Source organism: Pseudomonas sp. NPDC096925 (assembly GCF_044762545.1).
Classification (GTDB): Bacteria; Pseudomonadota; Gammaproteobacteria; order Pseudomonadales; family Pseudomonadaceae; genus Aquipseudomonas.
This window is the reverse complement of sequence record NZ_JBIWEM010000007.1, coordinates 114,973-136,151: the sequence shown is the minus strand read 5'-3', so window position 1 is coordinate 136,151 and position 21,179 is coordinate 114,973. Positions and strand designations below refer to the sequence as shown.

15 protein-coding genes are annotated in these 21,179 nt (G+C 65.3%); 12 read left to right on the top strand and 3 right to left on the bottom strand.

The genetic code is table 11. The features are described 5' to 3' along the window. Positions 1-138: 138 nt before the first annotated feature. Together ACIQYU_RS19550 and ACIQYU_RS19545 are read left to right on the top strand one after the other, a co-directional pair. A complete protein-coding gene (locus ACIQYU_RS19550; protein WP_402801615.1) occupies positions 139-1,524 on the top strand; it encodes a hypothetical protein in 1,386 nt (461 codons plus the stop codon). Then, positions 1,524-2,879 carry a GntR family transcriptional regulator gene (locus tag ACIQYU_RS19545; protein WP_207837211.1) on the top strand — a complete coding sequence of 452 codons (1,356 nt, stop codon included), beginning with the start codon at positions 1,524-1,526 and terminating at the stop codon, positions 2,877-2,879. The genes ACIQYU_RS19550 and ACIQYU_RS19545 overlap by 1 nt, the downstream gene beginning before the upstream one ends. 315 nt (positions 2,880-3,194) lie before the next feature. Here the strand turns inward: ACIQYU_RS19545 and ACIQYU_RS19540 are convergent, their stop codons facing one another. After that, positions 3,195-4,505, bottom strand: a complete 1,311-nt coding sequence (locus tag ACIQYU_RS19540) for an MFS transporter (protein WP_207837979.1) — start codon at positions 4,503-4,505, stop codon at positions 3,195-3,197. 66 nt (positions 4,506-4,571) lie between these two features. Beyond that, positions 4,572-5,885, bottom strand: a complete 1,314-nt coding sequence (locus ACIQYU_RS19535) for an L-fuconate dehydratase (protein ID WP_402801610.1) — start codon at positions 5,883-5,885, stop codon at positions 4,572-4,574. A gap of 101 nt (positions 5,886-5,986) precedes the next feature. Here ACIQYU_RS19535 and ACIQYU_RS19530 point away from each other — a divergent pair, with 101 nt between their 5' ends. The 8 genes from ACIQYU_RS19530 to ACIQYU_RS19495 all read left to right on the top strand — a co-directional run bounded on the left by ACIQYU_RS19530 (position 5,987) and on the right by ACIQYU_RS19495 (position 17,559). After that, the gene (locus ACIQYU_RS19530) at positions 5,987-6,934 is read left to right on the top strand and encodes a LysR family transcriptional regulator (RefSeq protein ID WP_233694202.1); all 948 of its coding nucleotides are present in this window, start codon (positions 5,987-5,989) and stop codon (positions 6,932-6,934) included. A gap of 34 nt (positions 6,935-6,968) precedes the next feature. Continuing rightward, positions 6,969-7,922, top strand: a complete 954-nt coding sequence (locus ACIQYU_RS19525) for a LysR family transcriptional regulator (protein WP_207837985.1) — start codon at positions 6,969-6,971, stop codon at positions 7,920-7,922. Positions 7,923-8,145: 223 nt separating this feature from the next. Then, entirely contained in the window at positions 8,146-9,687 is a 1,542-nt protein-coding gene (locus tag ACIQYU_RS19520) for a UxaA family hydrolase (protein WP_402801605.1), read from the top strand. 35 nt (positions 9,688-9,722) lie between these two features. Continuing rightward, a complete protein-coding gene (locus ACIQYU_RS19515; protein WP_233694200.1) occupies positions 9,723-10,781 on the top strand; it encodes an Ldh family oxidoreductase in 1,059 nt (352 codons plus the stop codon). A gap of 20 nt (positions 10,782-10,801) precedes the next feature. Beyond that, positions 10,802-12,019, top strand: a complete 1,218-nt coding sequence (locus ACIQYU_RS19510) for a fumarylacetoacetate hydrolase family protein (protein WP_333956620.1) — start codon at positions 10,802-10,804, stop codon at positions 12,017-12,019. A gap of 89 nt (positions 12,020-12,108) precedes the next feature. Then, complete coding sequence (locus tag ACIQYU_RS19505) at positions 12,109-13,425, top strand: MFS transporter (protein WP_402801601.1); 1,317 nt, start codon at positions 12,109-12,111, stop codon at positions 13,423-13,425. Between the two features lie 226 nt (positions 13,426-13,651). Beyond that, positions 13,652-15,301 carry a VRR-NUC domain-containing protein gene (locus ACIQYU_RS19500; RefSeq protein ID WP_207837996.1) on the top strand — a complete coding sequence of 550 codons (1,650 nt, stop codon included), beginning with the start codon at positions 13,652-13,654 and terminating at the stop codon, positions 15,299-15,301. Then, a complete protein-coding gene (locus tag ACIQYU_RS19495; protein ID WP_233694199.1) occupies positions 15,298-17,559 on the top strand; it encodes an ATP-dependent DNA helicase in 2,262 nt (753 codons plus the stop codon). The genes ACIQYU_RS19500 and ACIQYU_RS19495 overlap by 4 nt, the downstream gene beginning before the upstream one ends. Before the next feature lie 72 nt (positions 17,560-17,631). On the opposite strand, the gene ACIQYU_RS19490 is transcribed toward ACIQYU_RS19495, so the two are convergent. Next, complete coding sequence (locus ACIQYU_RS19490) at positions 17,632-18,813, bottom strand: NnrS family protein (protein WP_207838002.1); 1,182 nt, start codon at positions 18,811-18,813, stop codon at positions 17,632-17,634. A 214-nt stretch (positions 18,814-19,027) separates the two neighbouring features. On the opposite strand from ACIQYU_RS19490, the gene xerC reads away from it, so the two are divergent. Both xerC and ACIQYU_RS19480 read left to right on the top strand, forming a co-directional pair. Continuing rightward, entirely contained in the window at positions 19,028-19,942 is a 915-nt protein-coding gene (gene xerC / locus ACIQYU_RS19485; RefSeq protein WP_207838005.1) for a tyrosine recombinase XerC, read from the top strand. Between the two features lie 396 nt (positions 19,943-20,338). After that, positions 20,339-21,172, top strand: a complete 834-nt coding sequence (locus ACIQYU_RS19480) for an urease accessory protein UreD (protein WP_402801596.1) — start codon at positions 20,339-20,341, stop codon at positions 21,170-21,172. Positions 21,173-21,179: the final 7 nt, after the last annotated feature.

Sequence of the window (21,179 nt, the reverse complement as noted above, 5' to 3'; positions counted from 1 at the left end):
GGCATGGCGACAGTGACTGGTTACGTCATTACTTCCTTTTAGTTGTAGGGAATTTCTTCTGGCCAAGTTCAGGGCATGTTGACGTTCAGGTCTTCTGTTCAATGTGCGCTGGCTGCATGAAGTTGATGAGGTGATTACGTGACTGCTATTCACGACCAGGCAATGCATTATATCTACCAGCAAGTGCTCGAGCGCTTGCTCAGTCACATGTCACAAGCGCAGCGGGCTTCCTTGCAGTTGCTGATACAACGGTTGCTGGTTGCTGCGGGCGGGCCCGAATACATCGGCACCTTCCGCTTGCTGGTGCTGCAAGGCAACGATCGCCGCAGCGCCCGGCTGCTGGCCATGCTGCGTGCCGCGCAACTGAGTATCGCCCTGCGTGCGCCGGTCACCTTCCAGCTGCGGGTGCTGGTGGTCAGCCTGCCGGTGGCTGGCAGCGCCACGCTCGAAGGCCATGAGCGCAGCTTCAGTGCGCTGTTCATGCAGGATGACCCGCGGGTGCAGCTGCAGATGATCGAGGGACGTGAAGTGGTGCCGTTCAGCCGGCACCCCGCTGCCGCGCCCGAACGCTGGCTGTTGGCGAGGGACGCCATGCTGATGTTCGGTCACCTGGTCGATGCCAGTCCCGAAGCACTGCTAGGTAGCCGGCTACACCTGGAACTGGCGGGTGCCGTGGGGTTTGTGTTGCAGGCACAGGCAGCCGCGGATGTATTGATCACCGGCATCCCCGCGCACCAGCGTCGCCGCTACCTGGCCTGGGCCCGGCGCAGCCTGCGCCTGGCTGGGGAGCGTGGTCCGCATGGGGTGCATCAATGCCTGGCGGCGCTGGCCCATGGGCTGAGTCGGCTGAACGGCAGCATCGGGGTACCGCTGGGCGCCCTGACGGCGTCGGCATCGGGGGCTGTGCAGCGGGATACGCCGGTGCGGGTAATTGCCATTGATGACCTGTTGCCGCCGTTGCTCGAAGCGCAGCAACTCGACCTCATGCTCGGTGGTTGCTTCGAGGCTGCCGAGGATGCCTGGTCATTGACTGCCTTCGTCGATCCGTTGGCGCCGGCTCAGTTGCACGAACTGCGCGCACGCAGTCTCGAGCCGCAGGCCAGTCGCCCGGCATTGCGGCTGGCTGGCCAGCCGGAAGGCATCAAGCGGCGTGATGTGAATCAGCTGCAGCTCGGCAAGGCCTACGGTATCAACCAGATCCAACAGGTATGCCTGCTGTTCAGCCCGTTCGCCAGGCAGGGGAAAAACCTCGAGCGTTTTCTGCAATGTCGGCATGCCGACATGCTGGTGGCGTTGCCTTACCTGCATCGGGCGTTGCAGGGTAAACCCTGCCCTGATGCGGTGAAAAACTGGCTGGTAAACACCAGTGGCCTGCCGCTGGGGCAACTGCGGGTGATCTATGACGGGCGCCTGCCGCTGGCCGCCTGGCGCCTGATGAGCCACCTGGCCCGTCGCGATGTACAACTGCGGTTGCTGCCACGGCAGGCCTCGGGGCGGCGGCGTGGTCATGCGGGGCTGCCTTGATGGAGCAATCGGCCCGCGGCGAGTTTGCCTACCGCAAGGTCTATCGCTACCTGGAAGCCTTGATCGGCCAGGCGCAAGGCAGTGGCCCATGCCGTTTACCGTCGCTGCGGGCATTGTCCCGGCGACTGAGGGTGTCACTGGCCACCGTGCAGAGTGCCTACGGCCTTTTGGAGGAGGAGGGCCGCGTGCAGTGCCTGCCGAGGTCGGGCTACTACGTACAGGGTGCTGGCAAGGGGGACGCTGCGGCCATGCCCCGGCAGCCACCCTTGCCGGCACAGTCGATGCTGGAGCGGGCCCTGTTCACCCACGAGCGGCGCCTGGCACGTCAGCGCATGCACAGTGTTGCCCCTTGGGAAGCGCCCGGCAACGCCCGCCTGCGCAATGCCGTTGCCGAGCGCTATACCCGCTCCTCCAGCCAGTACTGGTCTGCCGAGGACGTTCAGCTGGCCCCTGATGTGCAGGCGTTACTGGAGACGGTGCTGGCGGCGTTGGCCCTGCAAGGGGGGACCGTGCTGGTGCACTCGCCCTGTTGTTGGCAGGTGTTGCGCGCTTTGGCACGTGCCGGCATGCGTGTGCTGGAGGTGCCACTGGATACCCGCGGCAACCCGGATCTGCGCGCCCTGGCCCGGCTGCTGGGGAGCGAGCCGGTACGCATGCTGGTCATGCCGTCGTGCCTTGGCATGCCGCAGGGGCGGCTGTTTTCAGCGCACTACCAGCAGCAGCTTGGCCAGTTGCTCGGCCAGCACCCTGTATGGTTGCTGGAAAACGACCTGGACAGTGAGCACTGTTACAGCGGGCCGCCGAATACGCGCCTGCGCGATTGGGTCGACCCCCGCTGGCTATTGGTGATGGGGGCGTTCGATGCCGCGGTGGGGGGCGAGGCGCCCTATGCCTACCTGCTGGGCCATGATGCCGTGCTGGCCAGGGCGTTCGCTGAACGTGCATTCCGGCTTGCACCGCTGCGCCTGCAAGCGCTGGCGCACATGCTGGGTAAAGGTGAGATCGAGGCGCAACTGGTGAGGTTGCGCACGGACCTGCATAAGCGCATGCAATGCCTGGCGCATGCGCTGCAGCAGCAGTTCGGCCAGCGGGTGGCGTTGGAAATGCCGGAGGGTGGGTGGACACTGTGGGTGCGCTTTCGCCAGCCGTTGTCGTGGGAGGGTATTGCTGAAGCGCTGGCTGGTTCGGCACTGCACGCACTGCCGGGCGAGCAGTTCAGCCTGCAGGGGCGCTACCAGCAGTACCTGGCGTTGGCGTGGCTGGGTGATCACCCGGAGGAACTGCAACAGGCTGTCGAGCGCCTGGCCCAGTCGCTGGAACTGCGCTGCGGCCGGCCCGCCGGGGTTGCACCTTGAGCTGCCGGGGTCGCGTTGCAACCCGTAGCACCCACAAGGTCCCTGCCAATGCAACGAGTCAGGCGTTGACCTTGTGGGAGATTGCCCAGCGCTTTGGGCGGCGCTGTCGCACAGATAACTGAATTCGCAAGCGATCCTCGTACCCTGTGGGAGCGGCTTTAGCCGCGAAGCATCCAACGCGGTGCATGGCACCGGCTGCGCCGGTGTTCGCGGCTGAAGCCGCTCCCACAGGGTCCCTGCTAATTCAATGAGTTATGTGCAGTTCTATGAGAGCCGGCTTGCCGGCTATGAGGCCCTGGCAGGTAAAACCTCCTGTCAGCGATGCGCTTGCTCCTGCCCCTGCCGCAAGCGGGTACTGACCAGCGCGGCTACCACCAGCAACGCGGCAATGATCCACAAGCCATTTCGGGTACTGCCGGTAGCCTGCTCGATCAGGCCCATCACCGATGGCCCGACGAAACCGCCAAACAGGCCGCAGGTGGTGACAAAGGCCAACCCGGCCGCCAGCGCGCTGCCGCTCAGGCGGCTGGAGGGGAAGACGAAGATGATCGACTGCACCACGAACAGCATCAGGGCAGTCAGCGAAAACCCGATCAGGCCGATGAACGAATTGGTCAGCGACGCCAGCAGCAGCCCGGCCGCCATGGTCAGCAGGCCGCAGAACAGCAGGGTGCGGCACCGGCGCGGCGAGGTGGCCAGGCGCGGGAAGGTGGCGGCGCCGATGGCGGCGGCAACCCACGGTACGGCGGTCAACAGGCCGACCTGGAAGGGCGACAGCGCGCCGTAGGTGCCGATGATGCCCGGCAGGAAGAAAATCACCGTGTAGATGGTGATCTGGTGCACGAAGTACACCACGATCGCCAGCCAGATCTGCCGGTCGCGGAACATCTGCCCCAGCTTGCTCTGCTGCGGTGCGGCGGCCCGTTCGGCGGCCAGGCGGCGCTCGATGTCCTCGGCATCGGTGGCCGACAGCCAGGGCGCCGAGGCTGGGCCATCAGGCAGTTTCTTCCATACCACATAGGCCAGGACCACGGCGGGCAGGCCTTCGAGCACGAACAGCCATTGCCAGCCGTGCCAACCCAGCACACCGTCCATTTCCAGCAAGGCGCCCCCCAGCGGGCCGCTGAGGATATTGGCCAGGCACACGCCCAGCAGGAAGTAACCCGTGGCGCGGGCACGCTGTTCACGGTCGAACCAGTAGGTCAGGTACAGCATCACGCCAGGGAACAGGCCCGCTTCGGCCACCCCCAGCAACAGGCGCATGATGTAGAACGAGGTTTCGCCCTGGACGAAGGCCATGCCCGCCGAGAGCAGGCCCCAGGTGATCATGATGCGGGTGATCCAGAAACGTGCGCCCACCCGATGCATGATCAGGTTGCTGGGTACTTCGGCCAGGGCATAGGTAAGAAAGAACAGGCCGGCGCCCAGGCCATAGGCCGCCGCCGACAGGCCGAGGTCGATACCCATGCTGGCCTTGGCCAGGGCAATGTTGGTCCGGTCAAGGAAGCTCATCACGTAGACAACGATGAGCAGCGGCAGCAATTTGCCCAGCAGCAGGCCGTTAAGGCGCTGTTCGGTGGTAGCGGCAGGGGCGGGGGCCGCTGCAGTACCGGTGAGGATTGTCATTGTTTTTTTCCCCGTGAAAAGTACTGGTGGCGCGCCGCGCAAAGGCGGCACACCCAGGTCTGTGGGTCAGGAACGGTTGATGTCGAGCCACACCGCGCCGTTGGGGTACTGGTAGCGTTCCAGAGTCTCGGCATGCATTTCGATGCTGTAGCCCGGGCGTTGCGGCGGCATGTAGCGCCCGCGGCGGATCACCACCGGGTCGATGAAATGCTCGTGCAGGTGGTCGACGTATTCCAGCACCCGGTTGTGCAGCGAGGCCGACACCGCGATGTAGTCGAACAGGGCAATGTTCTGCACATATTCGCACAGGCCGACACCGCCGCCGTGCGGGCACACCGGCACGTCGTACCTGGCAGCCATCAGCAGCACGATCAGCACTTCGTTCAGGCCGCCCAGGCGAGCCGCGTCCAGCTGGCAGAAGTCCAGCGCGCCGGCCTGGAACATCTGCTTGAACATCACCCGGTTGTGGCAATGTTCACCGGTGGCCACGCCAATCGGCGCAATACGCTGGCGGATGGTGGCGTGGCCGAGGATGTCGTCCGGGCTGGTCGGTTCTTCGATCCACAGTGGTTCGAAGGCGGCCAGGCGGCGCATGTTGGCGACCGACTCCTCGACGCCCCATACCTGGTTGGCATCCATCATCAGGGTGCGCTCCCAGCCAATTTCGTCGCGCAGGATGCTGGCACGGCGAATGTCTTCTTCCAGGTCCGCACCGATCTTCTGCTTGATATGGGTCCAGCCATCCTCCACCGCCTCGCGGGCCAGTTTGCGCATCTTTGCTTCGCTGTAGCCCAGCCAGCCTGGCGCGGTGGTGTAGCCGGGGTAGCCTTCGCGCAGCATCTGTGCCTCGCGCTGGGCCTTGCCCGGTGCCTGGCGGCGCAGCAGGGCGATGGCTTCTTCGGGGGTGAGCACGTCGGTGACGTAGCTGAAGTCCAGGCAGCGCACCAGCTGCTCGGGCGTCATGTCGGCCAGCAGCTTCCACACTGGCTTGCCCTCGTGTTTGGCCCACAGGTCCCACACGGCATTGATGATGGCGGCGGTGGCCAGGTGGATCACGCCTTTTTCCGGGCCCAGCCAGCGCAACTGGCTGTCGCTGACGGTGAACCGATGCCAGAAACCGCCCATGTCGCCAGTGATTTCCTCCAGGGTGAGGCCGACGATCAGCGGCGCCAGCGACTGCACCGCCGCCGCGCAAATCTCGTTGCCACGGCCGATGGTGAAGGTCAGGCCGTGGCCTTCGAGCGCCTCGGCGTCGGTGTGCAGCACCACGTAGGCTGCCGAATAGTCGGGGGCGCTGTTCATGGCGTCGGAGCCATCCAGCGACAGCGAAGTGGGGAAACGAATGTCGCGAACGCTCAGGTAGGTAATACGTATGCTCATGGTCGGCTCTTGTTTTGTTCAAGCACTGGGAGACCTGACTGTAGGTTGTCGAGCGATACAGGCATAATCGCCAATTCTTAATCAGCGATACCGGATTCGATATGTCTCGCTTGCCATCCGACAGCGCCCAGGCGCCTGCCAGCCTCGGCGCATTGAAGATTTCCAGCCGGCAGATCACGCTGCTCAACGCCTTGGGCGAGTTCGCTAACCTGCGCCGCGCTGCCGCGGCGATGCACACCACGCAACCGGCAGCCAGCCTGTTGCTGCAGCAGCTTGAGGAGCGCCTGGGCGTACGCTTGTTCGAGCGTTTGCCACGGGGTATGCAAGCGACGCTGTATGGCGAAGTGATGATCCGCTATGCGCAGAACGCGCTGCATGAGTTCGAGCATGCCCAGGCGCAGATTGCCGAGCTGGCGCGCGGGGCCTTGGGCCTGGTGCGGGTAGGCAGCGTCATGGGGCCGGTGCCGGGCGTGCTGACCAAGGCGGTACTGGCCTACAAGCGCGACCACCCCAAGGTGCGTATTTCCCTGGAAGTCGGCACCAGCGACACCTTGCTGCCGGCCTTGCTGCGCGGCGACTTCGACATGGTGGTGGGGCGCCTGCCGGACCAGAGCGACAGCCAGGACCTGAACATCGAACTGTTCGAAGGCGGTGAGCAGATGCGCGTGATCGCCCGCGCCGGCCACCCGCTGGCCAATGCGGCCGGGCTGCAACTGGCCGACCTGGTGACGCTTACCTGGATCCTGCACCCCATCGGCAGCCCGATGCGCCGCCGTGTCGAAAGCGCGCTGCAGGCCGGTGGCATGGTGCAGTCGCTGGATATCGTCGAAACTGCCTCGATCCTGGCTACCACCGCCATGCTCGAAGCCTCCGAGATGATTGCGGTGGTGCCCGATGACGTGGCCAAGCATTATGCCCGCTATGGCATGGTCGCCATCCTGCCTGTGGAGCTGCCGCTGGCGATGGCCAACCTGGGCGTGCTGACCTTGCGCGCGCGGCCCAACTCGGTTGCCCTGGACACCTTGCTGCACTACCTGCGGGCGCAATAGCCCTGCCTTTTCACTTGCCTGAGGCCCTGCGTCAATGCCGCCGGAGATGACCCATTCCAGCTTTTGCAACTGGATCCGCTACAAGCACCTGGTGCTGATCGACACCTTGGCGCGCACCCGCAACATGCACGCCACCGCCACGCGCATGAACCTCAGCCAGCCGGCACTGAGCAAGATGTTGCGTGACCTTGAGGAGCAGTTCGGCTTCGCCCTGTTCGAGCGCCTGCCGCGTAGCATGCCACCCACCGAACTGGGCGAATACGTGGTGCGTTATGCCCAGGGCGCGCTGGCCGAATCACAACAGTTCGTCGACCAGGTCAATCGCCTGCGCAACGGCGGGCACGGTTTTATCCGCGTTGGCGGGATCTTTGCCGCCACGGCGCTGGTGCTGCCGCAGGCCATCGCCGCGATCAAGGCCCGTAGCCCGTTGCTGTCGATCGAAGTGGTGGAGCATTCCAGCGATCACTTGTTGACCATGCTGGAGCAGAACAAGCTCGACATCATGATTGGCCGCTTCACTGAAGAACGCTTCAGCCAATTGTTCGACTTCCAGCCCCTGGAGCCCGAACCGTTCAGCCTGGTGGTCAACAGCGAGCACCCGCTCAACCAGCTGGAAAGCACGCCGTTGAAAGCGCTGGGCGATTGGCCATGGGTGCTGTACCCGGTAGGCACGCCGATCCGCAACCGCCTGGAGCAGGCCTTCCGGGTTGCCGGCATTGCCACGCCAGCCGACAGCGTCGAAACCATCTCCATGCCGATGTTCCTGCAACTGCTGCAAGCGGCGCCGATGATCGCCATGTTGCCGCGCTCGATGGTTGCCGCGCAGCTGGCCAGCGGCCAACTGAAAGAGTTGCGCAGCCCCTTGCACCTGGCGGCGCTGGAGTACGGCGTGGTTACCCGCAAGGATGAGCCGCTGAGCGCTTCGGCCCGTGCGTTTGTCGAGATCTTGCTGGAGGGGGCTCGGCGCCGTCAGCAGGAGCAGGGGTGAAGCCCATGGGGCCGCTGCGCAGCCCATCGCAGGCAAGCCCGCGAAGGGCTGCAGAGCAGCCCCAATGGCCCTAAAATGCGATTGATAAACAGGCACTAATATCTGTTTTTGATAACCCAGGGTTATCGCTCGATCGGATCATCTCATTGGGAATGTTGCCCAAGGCTTCTTACAGTGGTCGCAGCCATAACAAGAAGTCAGCCGCACCGCCCTGAGAGGTCCCATGCAACTGATTGCCAAGTCCGGTGACCTTGCCGTCATCCGTCTCAACCCGCTGGACAACGTGCTCATCGCCCGCCAGGCCCTGCCGCAAGGCCTGCGCCTGGACGCCGAGGCGATTACCGTGCGCCAGCCGATTCCTTCGGGCCACAAGGTCGCTGCCGAACGGGTGGAGCAGGGCCAGCCCCTGCGCCGTTACGGGCAGATCATCGGTTTTGCCTCGCAGGCCATCGAAGCCGGCGAACACGTGCATGTGCACAACGTGCAGATGGGCGATTTCGCCCGTGACTACGCCTTTGGTGTCGACACCCGCAACCAGCCCGGCAGCGAAGCGCAGTTCCAGGGCATCGTGCGCGCCGATGGCCGGGTCGCTACCCGCAACTATATCGGCATCCTCACCTCGGTGAACTGCTCGGCAACCGTGGCCCGGGCCGTGGCCGACCATTTCCGCCGCGACATTCACCCTGAAGTGCTGGCCGCTTACCCGAACATCGACGGCGTGGTGGCGCTGACCCACGGCGCCGGCTGTGCGGTGGACCCCAGCGGTGAAGCCCTGGGCCTGTTGCGTCGCACCCTGGCCGGGTACGCCGTACATCCCAATTTTGCCGCCGTGCTGATCATTGGTCTGGGCTGCGAAACCAACCAGATCGAAAGCCTGCTGGAAACCCAGGGCCTGCAGGCCAGCGCCCAGCTGCGCGCGTTCACCATCCAGGGGATCGGCGGCACTTCCAAAACCATCGCTGCCGGCATCGAACAGGTCAAGGCGCTGCTGGCCGAGGCCAACCAGGTACAGCGTCAACCGGTCAGTGCGCGGCACCTGGTGGTCGGCCTGCAGTGTGGCGGTTCCGATGGCTATTCCGGCATTACCGCCAACCCTGCGTTGGGCAATGCCGTCGACCGCCTGGTGGCGGCCGGTGGCACCGCGATCCTGTCCGAGACCCCGGAAATCTACGGTGCCGAGCACCTGCTGACCCGCCGGGCGGTCAGCCGCGAGGTCGGCGAAAAGCTGGTGGCCCGCATCCGCTGGTGGGAAGACTACTGCCAGCGCATGAACGCCGAACTGAACAACAACCCCTCGGCCGGCAACAAGGCCGGGGGCCTGACCACCATCCTCGAGAAGTCCCTCGGCGCGGTGGCCAAGGCCGGCTCCAGCAACCTGGTCGACGTGTACCAGTACGCGGAAGCGGTGCGTGCCCAGGGCCTGGTGTTCATGGATACCCCCGGCTACGACCCGGTTTCGGCCACCGGCCAGGTGGCTGGCGGGGCCAACCTGATCGCCTTCACCACCGGCCGTGGCTCGGCCTACGGCTGCGCCCCGGCGCCGTCGATCAAGCTGGCGACTAACAACCGGGTGTTCGAGCACCAGGAAGAAGACATGGACGTCAATTGCGGCGGCATCGCCGACGGCTCCACCAGCATCGAGGAACGCGGCGCATTCATCTTCCAGCAGATGCTGCGCATCGCTTCCGGGGAGCGCAGCAAGAGCGAACAGCACGGCTACGGGCAGAACGAGTTCGTGCCCTGGCAGATCGGTGCCGTGACCTGATCGCCAAGCCCTGTCCCATTTCCGAGGCAACCGCAATGACTCAAACCACACATTACAACGTGCAAGCGCTTACCACCTTCGTCGAGCGGCTGTTCGAAAAGGCCGGCGCCGATACCGAAGTTGCCCAGGTCGTGACCCGGGTACTGCTCGAAGGCGAATTGCTGGGCCATCGCACCCATGGCCTGAACCTGGTCAGCCGCTACATCGACGGTATGCTCAGCGGGCAGGTCAAGGCCCGTGCACAGGCACTGGAACAGGTGTCCGACAGTGGTATTTCCAGCCTGTTCGATGGCCACTACGTGTTGGGGCCGTACTGCGTCAGCCGTGCTTTGGACTGCGCGGCAAAAGGCGCGGCCGGGCAGGGCATCGGTATCGCCGTGGTACGCCGCGCCGCGCATATCGGCTGCCTGGCAGCCTACCTCAAGCCCTACACCGACCAGGGCCTGGTGGCCGTGCTGTATTCCTCGGACCCGTCAGTGGGGCTGGTCTGCGCCCATGGCGGCGTCGACCCGGTCTACACCCCCAACCCGATTGCCGCGGGTATCCCGACCCGGGGCGAGCCGATTCTGCTGGACGTCAGCATGTCTACCGTCACCCTCGGCCTGGTCGGCCAGTGCCGCGATGCCGGCAGCCGTCTGCCACACCCGGTGCTGGTGAGCAATGACGGGCAACTGAGCGACGACCCGCGTGACTTCTTCACCAGCCCGCCAGGCAGCATCCTGCCCCTGGGTGGCCAGGCCTTTGGCCACAAAGGGTTTGCTCTGGCGCTGCTGGTCGAAGCCCTGACCTCGGGGCTGGCCGGCCACGGGCGCAAGGATGCACCAGACCAGTGGGGGGCCTCGGCCACGGCCGTGGTCATCGACCCGCGTTTCTTCGGTGGCCTGCAAGCGTTCACCGACGAAACCAGCTTCCTCGGCCAGCTGGTCCTGGCCAGCCGACCGCTCGATGCTGAGCGCCCGGTGCGCCTGCCTGGGCAAGCTGGCCTCGCCCTGCGCCGCCAAGCGCTGGAGCAGGGGGCACGTCTTTCACCACAGCTGGTGGCTGACCTTGACCGGCTGGCCGTGCAGCTGCAACTGCCAGCACTTTCCCAATGAATGACAGTAAGGGTACACAGATGACTGATCGAGCGAACGGCAAGCGACCGCTGCCTCTGAATCACGATGCCAGCGCGTTCGACAGCGGCAGTTGGGTAGGGCGGGTCTGGCTGCCGGAGCAGGGCCCTGCGGTGGTGCTGGTGAAGGCCGGCGCCGTGCACGATATCAGCCCCTATGTAGCCACTGTCTCGGCCCTGCTGGAAGTGGCCGACCCGGTCGCCTACCTGCGCAGCCTGCCGCTGGCCGAACCGCTGGTCGGGCTGCCAGCCTTGCTGGGCAACAGCGACCCGGCCCAGCGCGACCCGCACCAGCCATGGCTGCTGGCACCCATCGACCTGCAGGCGGTGAAGGCCGCTGGTGTGACCTTCGCCACCAGCCTGCTGGAGCGCGTGGTGGAAGAGCAGGCCAAGGGCGACCCGGCCAAGGCCGATGCAATCCGTGACACCTTGGCCAGCCGCATCGGCGCCGACCTGTCGCAGATCGTGCCGGGCTCGGCCCAGGCCGAAGCGCTGCGCAAGGTGCTGGTGGAGCAAGACCTTTGGTCGCAGTACCTGGAAGTGGGTATTGGCCCGGATGCCGAGGTGTTCACCAAGGCCCAGCCGCTGTCGGCGGTCGGCCACGGCGCCGACATTGGCATCCACCCCAAGTCGAGCTGGAACAACCCGGAGCCGGAAGTGGTGCTGGCGGTGTCGAGTGACGGTCGCATCAAGGGCGCGATGCTCGGCAACGACGTCAACCTGCGCGACTTCGAAGGCCGCAGCGCCTTGCTGCTGTCAAAAGCCAAGGACAACAATGCCTCCACCGCGCTGGGCCCGCTGCTGCGCCTGTTCGACGAAAGTTTCGGGCTGGATGATGTGCGCGCCGCCGAAGTGGACTTGCAGGTGACGGGCGAAGACGGTTTCATCCTCGCCGGCCGCAGCTCCATGCGTCAGATCAGCCGCGACCCGCAGGACCTGGTGCAGCAAACCCTCAACGAGAACCATCAGTACCCCGACGGCCTGGTGCTGTTCCTCGGTACCTTGTTCGCCCCCAAGCAGGACCGCGACCAACCGGGCAACGGTTTCACCCACAAGCCGGGCGATGTGGTGAGCATCAGCAACCCGCACCTGGGTACCCTGTGCAACCGCGTGACCACCAGCGACCTGGCGCCGCAGTGGGACTTTGGCCTGCGTGCGCTGATCCACAGCCTCGGCCGGCGTGGGCTGCTGGAGGTCGCAACCACCGCGCGCCAGCCTTGAGCGGCGCGCTGCGTCAGGGAGGGCGTAGCATCAACGAAGGATCGTCAAGGCGCTGACAGCGCGGCAACAATAATAATAAAGGTCATCACATGAAGCCTATGAAGAAGTACCAACGCATTACCGTCGTGTTCCTGCTGCTGATCGGTATCGTCAACTACCTGGACCGTAGTGCGCTGTCGATCGCCAACACCTCGATCCAGAAAGACATGATGATCAGCCCGTCGCAGATGGGCATCCTGTTGTCGGCGTTTTCCATTGCCTATGCCTTCGCCCAGCTGCCGATGGGCATGATCATCGACCGCCTGGGCAGCAAGATCGCCCTCGGCGCCTCGCTGCTGGGCTGGTCGGTGGCACAGGCCGCGTTCGGCATGGTCAACAGCTTTGCCGGCTTCATGGGCCTGCGGGTGCTGCTGGGGATTGGCGAGGCACCGATGTTCCCGTCGGCGGCCAAGGCCCTGTCGGAGTGGTTCGATGCCAACGAACGCGGCACCCCGACCGGCGTGGTCTGGTCCTCGACCTGCCTCGGCCCGTGCCTGGCGCCACCCTTGCTGACACTGTTCATGGTCAACTTCGGCTGGCGCGGCATGTTCATCATCACAGGCGTGATCGGCGTGGTGCTGGCGCTGTGCTGGTTGACCTTCTACAAAAGCAAGGCACGCTACCTGGCGGAGCTTGCTGCCGAAGGCAAGCCGCTGCCAGGCGAACAGCCGGCGCCGGTAGCCGCTGCACCAGCGCCGAAGGCCTCCTACTTTGCCGGCTGGCTCGACCTGTTCAAGCACCGCAGCACCTGGGGTGCGGTACTGGGCTTCATGGGCGTGATCTACATGCTCTGGCTGCACCTGACCTGGCTACCTGGCTACTTCGAGCGTGAGCACGGCCTGGACCTGTACAAGACTGCCTGGGTGGTGTCGCTGGCCTACGGCTTTGGCGCAGCGGGCACGATCGTCGCCGGGCGCTTCTGCGACGTGCTGGTCAAGCGCGGCATGAGCGTGCTGGCCAGCCGCAAGTTCAGCGTCATCACCGGCCTGGTGCTGGCGGCACTGTTCACCTTGCCGCTGTCGTTCGTCACCGGCCTGACCGGTTGCATCATCCTGCTGTGCCTGGCGTTGTTCAGCATCAACATGGCCAGTGCCACCGCCTGGATGATCGTCAACACCATCGTCGACAGCCAGCGCGTGGCCTCGTTTGGCTCGATCCAGAACTTCGGCGGCTACATTGCCGGCTCGGTGGCGCCGATCGTCACCGGCTTCAGCATCCAGTACTCGGGTTCGTTCACCACGGCGTTCATGATCAGTGCAGGGGTGGCGCTGTGTTCGGCGGTGGCGTACTTCCTGCTGCTGCAGGCGCCGATTGGCAGTGCCAAGGTCAAGGCGGCGGAGATGGTCGGGGCGACGGAACAGGTGTGAATTCCGGGGGGCGCTTTGCGCCCCAATCGCGACGCAAGGCCGCTCCCACAGGTATCGCGCTGGTTTCAACAGCACTGCAATACCTGTGGGAGCGGCCTTGCGTCGCGATTGGGCTGCAAAGCAGCCCCCAAGCCGATAGCCGATTGTTGAGCGACCCACGGCACTTGCCAGGCATACTGGTCTGTATGTATAACCAGTATCCATTCCAGCCGCCTGACCCCAGCCCGTGATCGCCCATTCCGTCGACGACCCGTTCTATTACCTGCACAACTTCCGCCAGGTGCTGCTGTGGGTCGAACAGCGCTACGAAGACCTGCTCGATGATCAGGAACTCGCTTTCATCCGCACCTTCAGCCAACTGCACGCCCCGGCACAAGCCCTGATGGTGCGCATGGTCATGCGCAAAGGCGAGCTGTTTCGCAGTGATCGCCTCGACTATGCCGAAATCGGCGATACCGGGCAGGCCCTGCAGCCGTTGCTGGCCCTCGGCTGGGTACAGGAACCTGCGCAACTGGCGCTGGAGCAACTGTTCGTCTTGCTGCGCAAGGACGAACTTGCCCGCTGTTTTGCCCCGCAGCTGAGCCGTCCCCGCGCCGCCAAGCATGACCTGCTTGCACAGCTGCAACCCTTGGGCCTGCAAGCCCGGTCATTGGCCGAGTGGTTTCCGGACAGCGGCGTGCGCATCCTCCAGTGGTGCCTGCAACCCTTGTGCGACCGCATGCGCCTGCTGTTCTTCGGCAACCTGTACCAGGACTGGTCGGACTTCGTCCTTGCCGACCTCGGTGTGCTGCGCTACGAACAGGTGCCGTTCAGTGCCGATTCGCGTGCCCTGCAGCAACGTGCCGAAGTCGACCTGGCCATGGCCTTGCACCAATGTGCCGAGCGCCTGGAGCAGGGCGACGAGCCGCTGTCGATCCTGGCTGCCATGCAAGGCCTGCGCAGCGACAACCCGTGGCTGGCCCGGCGCCATGCGCGCCTGCAGTTCGCCCTGGGCCAGCAATGCGAACGCCTGGGTGACTGGGCGCAGGCCATGGCGGTCTACGCGCAGTGCAGCCATGCCCAGGCGCGCATCCGCCAGGTGCGGGTGCTGGAGCGCAGCGAGCAGTGGCCCCAGGCCCATGCGCTGGCGCTGCAACTGGCGGCGGCACCGGCCAACGCCCTGGAAGTGCAGGCGCTGGAGCGCATGTTGCCACGCCTGGCCCGCAAGCTAGGTGGCCCGCCACAGCGGCGCCAGCGTTTCGCGCCCCTGGAGCTGATCGAGCTGGAGCTGCCCCGGGAACTGGCAGCGCTGGGCGTGGAGGAAGCGGTACGCCAGCACCTGGCCGAAGACGGTGGGCCAGTGCATTACGTGGAGAACACGCTGTTCAACAGCCTGTTCGGCTTGCTGTGCTGGGAGGCGATCTTCGCCCCGGTGCCTGGTGCGTTCTTCAACCCGTTTCAGGCCGCCCCGCAGGACCTGCACGACAGCGACTTCCAGCAACGCCGCAGTGCTCTGTTCGAACGTTGCCTGGCGCGGCTTGACGATGGCAGCCATCACCGGGCGATTCTCGACTGCTACGCCGCCAAGCAAGGCCTGCAGTCGCCGTTCGTGTTCTGGTCCATGCTCAGTGAAGAATTGCTTGAGCAAGCCTTGGCCTGCCTGCCGGCAGCCCATTTGAAACAGTGCTTCCTGCGCCTGCTGCAGGATATCCGCAACAACCGCGCCGGTATGCCCGACCTGATCCAGTTCTGGCCCCAACAGGGCCGCTACCGCATGGTCGAAGTCAAGGGGCCCGGCGACCGCTTGCAGGACAACCAGCTGCGCTGGCTGGAGTTCTGCCGGGCCCACGGCCTGCCCGTCGCGGTGTGCCATGTGCGCTGGAGCGAAACGCCGTGAGCTACAGCGTGGCGGTACGCGCCTTGTGCGAGTTCAGCGCCAAGGTCGGCGACCTGGACCTGCGCTTCACGCCATCACCCACCGCACACGAGGGGATCGAGGGACATCGGCGGGTGGTGGCGGGGCGCGCTACGGGCTACGAGTCGGAAATTGCCCTCGAAGGCCAGTTCGAAACCCTGACGGTGCGCGGCCGAGCCGACGGTTATGACCCCGCCTGCAACCGCCTGGAAGAGATCAAGACCCACCGTGGCGAGCTGTCGCGCCAGCCGGCCAACCATCGCCAGCTGCACTGGGCACAGGCCAAGGTCTATGGCTGGTTGATGTGCCAGGCACGGCAACTGCCGGCCATCGAGGTGGCGCTGGTGTACCTGGACGTGGACAGCGACGGCCAGACGCTGATCAGCGAGCACTGCACGGCTGCCGAACTGCAGGCCTTCTTCGCAACCCAGTGCCAACGCTTTCTGGCGTGGGCACAAGGGCAGGAGCAACGCCTGGCCGAGCGTAACCGGGGCCTGCAAGCGCTGGGCTTCCCCTATCCGGCGTTCCGCCAGGGCCAGCGGCAACTGGCGGAGACCCTGTACAAGGCGGTAAGTACCGGCCGTTGCCTGATGGCCCAGGCCAGCACCGGAATTGGCAAGACCCTCGGTACCTTGTTTCCCCTGCTCAAGGCCATGGTGCCGCAGCAACTGGACAAGCTGTTCTTTCTCACCGCCAAGACCCCGGGCCGGGCCTTGGCCCTCGATGCCATGCGCCAGATCACCCACGCCACGCCGCAGCCGGCCTTGCGCACGCTGGAACTGATCGCCCGCGACAAGGCCTGCGAGCACCCTGACAAGGCCTGCCATGGCGAATCCTGCCCCTTGGCTGCAGGCTTCTACGACCGCCTGCCGGCCGCGCGGGAGGCGGCGGCAGCGTTGCCCTTGCTCGACCGCGCCCAGCTGCGCGACGTGGCCCTGGCGCACCAGGTGTGCCCGTATTACCTGGGCCAGGAAATGGCGCGCTGGGTAGACGTGCTGGTGGCGGATTACAACTACTACTTCGATGCCCACGCCTTGTTGTTCGGCCTGACCCAGGCCAACCAGTGGCGGGTCGCGGTGCTGGTGGACGAGGCGCACAACCTGGTCGAGCGCGGGCGCGGCATGTACAGCGCCAGTCTCGACCAGGGCCAGTTGCTGGCCCTGCGCCAGAGCAAACCGCACGGGCTGGTCAGTGCGCTGGACCGGCTGAACCGGCAGTGGAACGCCCTCTACAAGGAACAGCGTGCGCCGTACCAGGCCAGCGAGGCGCTGCCGGACGCATTGCTGCGTGCCCTGCAGCAATGCATCGGGCTGATCCAGGAGCAGATGAACCAGACGCCTGCGCAAATGGACCCGCAGGTGCTGCAGTTCTTCTACCAGGCGTTACAGTTCAGCCGGGTTGCCGAGCTGTTCGACGAGCACTTCCTGTTCGACATCAGCCAGCGCCAGGGCCCGCGCAAGCGCCGGCTGGCCACCCTGTGCCTGCGCAATGTCACCCCGGCGCGCCTGTTGGGCCCGCGCATGCAGGCGGCGCGCAGTGTGACGCTGTTTTCCGCGACCCTGAGCCCACGGCATTTCTACAGCGACCTGCTGGGCATGCCGGCCGATACCGCCTGGCTGGAAGTGGCCGCGCCGTTTCGCGCTGAACAGCTGGAAGTGCGCATCGCCAGCCAGGTATCCACCCGCTATCAGCAACGCCAGGCTTCGCTGGCGCCGATCGTCGAGCTGATTGCCCGGCAGTACGAGCGCATGCCGGGCAACTACCTGGCGTTCTTCAGCAGTTTCGAGTACCTGCAACAGGTGGCCGGGCTGCTGGCCGAGCGGCATGCACAGATACCCTTGTGGGTCCAGGAACCGGGCATGGACGAGGCGGCCCGCCAGGGCTTTCTCGACCGTTTTGTGGCGGATGGCCGTGGGGTGGGCTTTGCGGTGCTGGGTGGTGCATTCGGGGAGGGGGTGGACTTGCCGGGCACACGGCTGATCGGCGCGTTTGTCGCCACCCTCGGGCTACCCCAGGTCAACCCGGTCAACGAGCAGTTCAAGCAGCGCCTGGGGCGGCAGTTTGGTGCGGGGTTCGATTACGCCTATCTCTACCCGGGCGTGCGCAAGGTCATCCAGGCGGCAGGCCGGGTCATCCGGGGCGACCAGGACCGTGGCGTTCTGGTCTTGATCGACGAGCGCTTCGCCGAACCCCGGGTGCAGCAGATGTTCCCGGGGTGGTGGCCAGCGCCGGGAGGTTAACGCGGCCCCGGCAATTTGTGCGTCTGCGCTGAAACTTTGGGCCGCAAAGCGGCCCCAATCTGGGCATCAAGGCTAGCCCGGCATACTGTCAGCCCGTGGCTGCAGCAGGATGGGCAGGTAGTGACGCAGGAACAGCAGCAGCGCCAGGCTCCAGCACACTACTGAAAGGCTCACCCCCAGCGGCGTTAACAGCGGCAGCACCACCCGCGCCAGCGTCGCCAGTTGTATCAAGGCAAAGGCCCAGGCAATGCTGGTCGGCACCTGCAGCGGCCTGCCGGTGTGGCCCAGGCTGACCCGTGCCATCATCGCCAGGATCAAGCCGCTCATGGCGCCTACGGTTAGGGCGTGGGTCACCAGGCTCGGGCCCAGCGCCACCCCGGCATGCCACAGCGCCATGCCCAAGCAGGCAATAGCAATCCAGGCATAGGCCAGGTGCAGCGACCACAGCAGGGGCACCCGCCACAAGCCACGGTCATGCCACAAGGCCAGGCGGGCCGTATGCAGGGCGAACAAGGCGCTGAACAGCACGGCCAGGGCGATACGTGGCGTATCGGCCAAGCCCGAGGCAAAGGCCAGCGGTACCGCCACGCTCAGCAGCAGGCAGGCCCGGTCCAGCCGGGGGCGGGCAGGGGTCGGGGCCATGTTGCCCAGGCCGCGCCGGGTGAAGAACGGGATCACCCGCCCGCCAAGCACGGTCATCATCGCGGCCACCAGCCACAACCCGGCAAACACCCCGCGGCGCTGCCACAGTTCGTCCTGGCGCAGCCAGCCGACCAGGGTCAGCCACTGGCAGGCGGCGATCAACAGCACCAGGCCGACGATCGGGTAGTTGTTACGCAAGCGCCGTTGCACGATCGGCCGTGCCAGGGCCAGTGCCACCAGTGGCAGGAAGCTGCCCTCGATCACAACCAGCAAGCTGCCCGGTAATGGCAGGAACCAGCTTGCCCGGCCCAGCAGCCAAAGCAGGAACAGCCCCTGCAGCGCACGCCCGCTCAAGCCTGGGGTGCCGCTCCAGTTCTGCACGGCGGTCAGCAGGAAGCCGGCGATGATGGCGGCAGCAAAGCCATAGAGCATCTCGTGGCGGTGCCAGGCGAGCATGCCGCCGGGGGGCGTGGGCTCCAGCGCCCCGGCCAGAACGCCGGCCCACAACAGCAAGGCGAGCAGCGCAAACAAACTACCCCCCAGGAAGAATGGGCGGAAACCCAGGCCCCAGACGGCCTGGCGCGGGCGTGACTCGATCGGCTGTACAAGCATGGGCGGTCCTTCGTTCGTTCAGTAGGCTCAATTGGGGTAAGATCACGATCCGTGCCAGCTTCAAACCCTTTGTATATCAAGGTGATGGCACCTCTCTGGGTCCGAATGACATGCGTACTTTGCTGTCATTCAGACTTGCGTATATGTCGTTTTGACTTGCTTCAGGGTTTGGCCGGTTCGCTGCTGGTCAACGCTTCGCTACAGGATTCACGTTTTGTCCGAGCTCTCGAAAAATCCGCTGCTGCAGTACATGGCCCGCCTGGCCCCATCCAGCCAGCAAACCATGCGCTACATCCTTCAGGACGCCGCCGACCGGCTGGGTTTTGTCGACTGCAATATCGTCGATGTGCCTTGGCATCGGCTCGAGCCCGGCCATGTGATCGCCCTGGTAGCGGCGCTGCGTGCCGACGGTTACGCACCCAACAGCTCGTCGCTGTACGTCAACGCCATCCGCGGAGTGATGAACGAAGCCTGGCGCCAGGGCCTGATCGATCACGAGCAGTTGCTGCGCATTCGCGAGGTCAAGCCGGACACTGGCAGCCGCCTGCCGCCGGGGCGCAACCTGCGCCGCAGCCTGATCCGCGAGCTGATGGATGTGTGTGCGGCCGACCCACGGCCGCAGGGGGTACGTGACGCGGCGATCATCGCTTTGCTGTACGGCACAGGCATGCGCAAGTCGGAATCGGTGGACATCGACCTGGACCAGGTCGATTTCGAGGCGCGCAGCCTGCAGGTGCTGGGCAAGGGTAACCGCCAGTTGATCAAGTACGCCCCGCCATGGGCGTTCGAGAAGTTGCAGGCGTGGCTGGACCTGCGCCGCCAGGACCTGCCGGCAGGGGCTGAAGACGACCCGTTCCTGTTCAACCGCATCCGCCGTGGCAGCCACATCACCCGGGCGCGTATCACCAAGCATGCCATTTACTACATCGCCCGCCAGCGTGGCGCGCAGGTGGGCGTGAAGATCATGCCGCACGACTTCCGCCGGGCGTTCATCACCCGGGTGATCGAAGAGCATGACCTGTCGATTGCGCAGAAGCTGGCGCATCACGCCAATATCCAGACCACGGCCATCTATGACCGGCGTGATGACAACGAACGCCGGCGTGCGGTGGACCGCTTCGATTACTGAGGCTTTGCCGCTGTATAAAGGACTAGCTCCAACCCTGTGGGAGCGGGTTCACCCGCGAACACGGGCGAAGCCCGTGCCATGCACTGGGTGGGATGCTTCGCGGGTAAACCCGCGCCCACAGAAGCCGTGTCACAGCATCGGGTAATTTTTTGCCTTGAGATGGCCCGGCACCGAAACAGGGCCGATGCACGCCCCCGCCTTGTGCGCCATCCCCCCGTATGCCCGATGCCAGAGCGGCTGTGGCAAAAGTTTCATTTTCGTTCACCTGCGGAGTTGGCCCGCAACCTGCTATATCCAGCCTGAGAATTTGATCGAGTGGTCAGGCCGCGCGCGCTGTAGCCGTGCATGCCTGCCCCTCTAAACGGCCAGCAGGCCACGGATTTCAGGGGCCGCAGGATGTCGCTCGCGGAGCAGATTGAACAACAGCAAGACGATGCAGGCTGGAGCGCCCACCTGCAGTTGCGCTTCGTCAGGCGCGACGAGGTGACCCGCCTTGGTGCGTGGCGGCATTTCGGACCTCTTTTGGTGCAGCGGCCGTTCTATCCGGAAGGTGCACCTTGCCATGTCTACGTGCTGCACCCACCCGGCGGCATCGTCGCCGGCGACCGCCTGGAACTGGACATCCAGCTGGAACCGGGCAGCCACGCGCTGCTGACCATGCCCGGCGCCAGCAAGTTCTACCGCAGCATCGGCCCGACCGCGCGGCTGGCCCAGCGCTTCCACCTGGCCGCTGACAGCACCCTGGAGTGGCTACCGCAGGACAGCATCTTCTTTTCCGGCGCCCGTGCCAGCCTGCAAAGCCGTTTCACCCTCGAACCGGGGGCGCGCCTGCTGGCCTGGGAAACCCTGTGCCTGGGGCGCCCGGTGATGGGCGAGCGTTTCGACCAGGGTGCCCTCGACAGCCGCCTGCACATCGAACTGCCCGACGAAGTCGGCCTGCACGAGCGCCTGCGTCTTGAAGGCGGGCGCCTGGACAAGCTAGGCGGGCATCCGCTGCTGGCCACCTTCTGCGCCGCACCAGCCGACCAGGCCGTGCTGGAGCTGGTGCGCCCGCTGCTTGACGAACTGGCCAACCCGGCTGGCGCGACCCTGCTCGGGTCGCTGCTGGTGATCCGCGTGCTCGACCATGACAACCAACACCTGCAACGCACCCTGCAACGCCTGTGGCATGTGCTGCGCCCGGCCGTCCTCGGCCTGCCTGCCTGCCCGCCGCGTATCTGGGCTACCTGAGAGAGCG